4 protein-coding genes are annotated in these 3402 nt (G+C 64.6%); 3 read left to right on the plus strand and 1 reads right to left on the minus strand.

Annotated features, from left to right (window positions below):
* The 3 genes from AC1DVM_RS22780 to surE all read left to right on the plus strand — a co-directional run.
* Positions 1-775, plus strand: a 775-nt coding sequence (locus tag AC1DVM_RS22780) for an ABC transporter ATP-binding protein (protein ID WP_477258366.1), incomplete at its 5' end; no start/stop codon positions are given.
* A complete protein-coding gene (locus tag AC1DVM_RS22785; protein ID WP_477258372.1) occupies positions 775-1941 on the plus strand; it encodes an MBL fold metallo-hydrolase in 1167 nt (388 codons plus the stop codon). The genes AC1DVM_RS22780 and AC1DVM_RS22785, both read left to right, overlap by 1 nt.
* The gene (surE, locus tag AC1DVM_RS22790) at positions 1938-2687 is read left to right on the plus strand and encodes a 5'/3'-nucleotidase SurE (protein WP_477258368.1); all 750 of its coding nucleotides are present in this window, start codon (positions 1938-1940) and stop codon (positions 2685-2687) included. Before AC1DVM_RS22785 ends, surE begins: the two co-directional genes overlap by 4 nt.
* A gap of 10 nt (positions 2688-2697) precedes the next feature.
* On the opposite strand, the gene AC1DVM_RS22795 is transcribed toward surE, so the two are convergent.
* Positions 2698-3402: acyl-CoA dehydrogenase domain-containing protein (locus AC1DVM_RS22795; RefSeq protein ID WP_477258370.1), on the minus strand; the 705-nt coding region annotated here is incomplete at its 5' end.

Genomic DNA, 3402 nt, shown 5'->3' on the forward strand with positions numbered 1-3402 from the left:
GCTGAAGGTCGCGAAGGTCGAGAAGGCTCTTCGCGAACGCAAGATCGCGGATGYGTTGGCACTGGTAAATCTCGAAGGCTTCGGCGATCGCAGGCCCGCCAACCTGTCCGGCGGTCAGCGTCAACGCGTGGCGCTCGCGCGCTGTCTCGTGGCAACTCCCTCGCTCGTGTTGTTCGATGAGCCTCTCGCCAATCTCGACGTGCATCTGCGCGCCTCCATGGAGGACGAATTCGCGGCGTTCCACAAGCGCACGGGGACCACGATCGTATACATCACGCACGATCAGTCGGAGGCCATGGCGCTCGCCGACCGGATCGCCGTGATGGATCACGGACGGCTGGCGCAACTCGCCGCTCCCCGTGAGCTCTATCAGGAGCCGGCGAACGAAATGGTCGCGTCGTTCATTTCGCAAGGCATCCTCTTGCCGGCTCAGGTCCTGACGGCGGCGGAGGCTGGCCATTGTCGTGTCCGTGTACTCGGCCAGGAGGTCGTCGTTCGCTGCAGGCCGGACGAGAGACCGCGCGAGAACGCCAAGATATGCTGCCGCGCCGCGGATCTCTCAACGGTCGGACCGAATGACGAGGGTTTTGATGGCCTCGTGAAACGCGTGGTCTATCAGGGCGGCGCGGCGCGGATCGAATTGTCTCCAGTCTCCAGCCCCGTTCACGATCTCCACTTCGAGCAACCGGACCCGGTGACGCTGAGCGCAGGAACGAGCGCGCGCATTCGCATCAAGTCGGGATGGCTCATTCCGGTCGCGGGGTCGGCGCCATGATGCAGATCGACTTGCTCGGCGGTTTCGGCGAGAAGGGCCGGACCAGCGTCGGCGTCAGAGCGGGAGGCCAGAACATCCTGCTCGATGTGGGAATCAAGGTGGGGGCAACCGGCGCGGAGTACTATCCGGCGCTCACGGGCGCGGCCGATCGGTTCGACGCTGTTCTGTTTTCGCACGCCCATGAGGACCATATCGGCGGATTGAGCTGGCTGCTCTCCCGGGGCTTTCGCGGCCGCATTCTCATGACGGAGGAAACCCGCGCGGAGGCGCCTGCGACGCTCGCAGGCTATGCGGATGCCGATGACCTGCGGCGATTTCCGTTTCCGCATGACCTCGTCGAAATTTTCGAGCCCGGGGACACGCTCAGGTGCGGCGATCTGACGATCGGGACCGGGTGTTCCGGGCATGTAGTCGGGGGCGTCTGGTTTGCCGTCCACGATGGCTTGTCCCGGCTCGTCTATGCGGGCGATGTGGTGCCGGATAGCAGCGTCTTCGTCATGGATAATATCCCGGAATGCGACCTCCTGATGCTGGATGCGTCCTACGGCGCCGATCCGGTGGCGGGCGCGACGCGCGCGAAAGCGATCGCTGCATGGATCGAAGACCATGCGGAGGGTTGCCTGTTGCCGACGCCGCTCTCCGGGCGATCGTTGGAGTTGATGGCCGGGCTCTCCGGTCGGTTTGCGATCCATGCGGGCATGCGCCCTTCGCTTCAGGCGCAGATCGATGCAAGCCGCGCCTTGCTGCCCGGCATGTCGGAGGTGCTCCGCCAGCGTCTTCGCGGCGCGGTCGACTGGAACGATGCCGATCCGCTGCCTTCCTGTCCGCTCCTGGCGGATGACGGCATGGGCGAAGCCGGCCCGTCCTCCCGCCTCCTGCCACGCGCCGACGCCGCCGGTTTTCCGATTCTGCTGACCGGACATCTGCCCGCGGGGTCGCCCGCCGATGTGATCCACAGGAGCGGCCGTGCGGACTGGATCCGCATGYCGACCCATCCGACGCTTTCGGGGAATGTGGGCATATGGGAGAAGGCCGGCCGTCCGAAAGCGCTCGGTCATTCCTGCGCGCCCGCGAGCCTCGCCGAACTCGCGCTGCACATTCCGACGCTCGACACCCGGTGCCGCACCGGCCAGACCATCACCGTTACCGCGGGGGATAGATCATGAGGATTCTCGTCTGCAACGATGACGGCATCGAGGCGCCGGGCTTGGCGCGCCTTGTGAGCGCGGCAAGCCTCGTCAGCGAGGACATCTGGGTTGTGGCGCCGGATGCCAAGCGCACCGCCGCCAGCGCGTCGCTGACCATCGCCAAACCCTTGACGATGATCCGAAAAGGGGAACGCCGCTATTCCTGCTCGGGGACACCGGCCGATTGCGTCGTGACTGCCATGACGTGGCTCTTCGCCGACGACCAAAAGCCCGATCTGGTTCTTGGCGGCATCAACGATGGGCGCAATGTGGCGGAGGATCTCGCCTATTCGGGCACTTTGGGGATCGCCCGGGAGGCAACGTTCTGGGGCATTCCGGCGATCGGATTCTCGCGGGTCAAGAATCCCGAATACAAATCCGGTGACGAGCCTTGGCTTGCCGGCCTGATCGGCTCCCTCTGGGAATCGCGGCGCGAATGGGCCATCGACGGACATTGGCTGAGCATCAACCTGCCCACATCGCTTCCTGCCGGAATTCGACAACCCCGCATCGGGCGCGACAAGATCGGGCGCGCCGCCGAAGTGCTGGAGGTGGACGGGGACAGAACGATCATCACGGTTCCGCGCGGTCGCCCGCACACCACACAAAGCGGTGACGAAAACGAGGTCATCGATGCGGGCTTCCTCAGCATCAACCGCGTCAACTGGTTTGGCGAAACGCGCCTGAGCGAGAGCTTCGTCGACAGGATCGCGAGCGGCGGCTGATTTTCCGGCTTCATTGGCCCGCGAAATCGAGACGAGCTTCTCCCTGGATCAATGAGCGGAAGTCCTTCTGCTGAGCCGCGGCACCCTCGCTCAAGGGTGCGAGATCCTCGGGGGCGAAATCGTCCACCTCGATCACGGCCGCAACGGCCTTCTCGGTTTCCTCGAGACGGTATGCGTCGTCCTGCGAGATGAGGCCCCGCTCCAGCGCCGAACGCCAATCGCGTTCGCCTGAATTTTTCAGTCTGTCGCGGATGACTTCCGTCTGGGTGACCCACGTGAAGGCCCGATCCAGTCGGGCCAATCCCTCGTCGCCACTGCCGCGATAGAGCCCGGATGTCAGACGGTCCCGGGTCGCGGAAGGTTCGAGCAGAATATTGGCGCATCGGGCGATCAGCGCATCGGAGGGCCCGAGCGCGCGCGCCCCGAGCGGCAGGATGAGGAACTTCAGCAACCACGCCACAGGGCGGCTGGGAAGGTTTGCGAAGATGGCCGCGAAGCTGTTCTCGATCGTTTGAAATCCGCTTTCCATGCAATAGCGCAGAAGCGGCAGATCCTCGTGCTGGCGCTTTTCATCTTCCCAACGCTTGAGCGCTGCCGAGAGAAGATAGAGTTCCGACAGGATGTCGCCGAAACGGGCCGAGATCAGTTCGCGGCGCTTCAGCGCGCCGCCCATGGTGAGAAACGCCAGATCGGCCGCGAGCGCGAAGCCCGCTGA

The organism is Microvirga sp. P4_A5, from assembly GCF_056402495.1.

Coding starts and splice junctions, on each gene's coding strand:
- surE (WP_477258368.1), top strand. CDS start 1,938: ATGAGGATTCTCGTCTGCAACGATGACGGCATCGAGGCGCCGGGCTTG.